At 71.6% G+C, this 967-nt stretch carries 1 protein-coding gene and 1 pseudogene; one reads left to right on the top strand and one right to left on the bottom strand.

All coding sequences use genetic code 11. The features are described 5' to 3' along the window. Positions 1 to 327 (bottom strand): annotated as a pseudogene (locus JHN63_RS51425) (lipid-transfer protein); the annotation flags it as partial. Between the two features lie 114 nt (positions 328 to 441). On the opposite strand from JHN63_RS51425, the gene JHN63_RS51430 reads away from it, so the two are divergent. Continuing rightward, positions 442 to 967, top strand: a 526-nt coding sequence (locus JHN63_RS51430) for an AMP-binding protein (protein WP_200691995.1), incomplete at its 3' end; no start/stop codon positions are given.

A 967-nucleotide genomic window follows, 5' to 3' on the forward strand; every position in this document is an offset into this window, starting at 1 on the left:
TCGCCAGGCCACGCCCACCGTCGCCTGTCCGGCGGCGATGGCGGTGGCGAGATGCGCGACGGTGGCGCACGAACCGCCGCCCCCGTACCCGATCTTGCTGAAGAAGGTGAGGTCGCCGAAGCCGACCGCCTTCGCCAGCTCGACCTCGTCGGTCTCCTCCATCGTGTAGGAGGCGAGGGCGTCGACCTCGTTCGGGGAGATGCCCGCGTCGTCGAGGGCGGCGAGGACGGCACGACAGGCCAAGGTCCGTTCGTCCTCGGGGAGTTGTTTGGCGAAGGAGGTCTGTCCGATACCGACGATCGCGGTCGCGTCCTTAAGTCCGGCCATGCGCTGTCCGGCCATGCTCCGTGCACCTCCGCGTGAACACCGGGGCTGCTGACAGGGCGTCAGGCTACAGCTAATCTGACGGGTAGTCAGCTAGTGGGTGCAGGGAGGCCGTTCATGCGCACGGACGTGGAGTGGGGCAGCATCCCGGGCCTGGTGCGATCCGCCGCCGAGCGGTACGCGGACGCCGAGGCGGTGGTCGAGGGCCGGACGAGGATCTCGTACGCCGAACTGGGCGCCCGGGTGGAGCGGGCGGCGGCGGCCTGTATGGCGAGCGGGCTGGAGGTCGGCGACCGGGTGGGCATCTGGGCTCCGAACTCGACGGACTGGATCGTCGCGGCGCTGGGCGCGGTGTCGGCGGGCGCGGTACTGGTGCCGCTGAACACGCGCTTCAAGGGGAGCGAGGCCGCGTATGTGCTGCGTGGCAGCGGGGCGCGGCTGCTGTTCGTGACCGGGACGTTCCTGGGTACGTCGTACGTGGCCTCGCTGCGCCGTGCGGTGGGCGAGGGGCCGGGGGACGGTCCGCTGCCCGGGCTCCCGGCGCTGGAACAGGTGGTGGTGCTGGCGGACGACGCCCCCGCCGACTTCCGTACCTGGAAGGACTTCCTCGCGGGCGGGGAGGGTGTGGGCGCGGCGGAAGTGC

Origin of the sequence: Streptomyces sp. MBT65 (assembly GCF_016612545.1) — a bacterium.
Classification (GTDB): Bacteria; Actinomycetota; Actinomycetes; order Streptomycetales; family Streptomycetaceae; genus Streptomyces.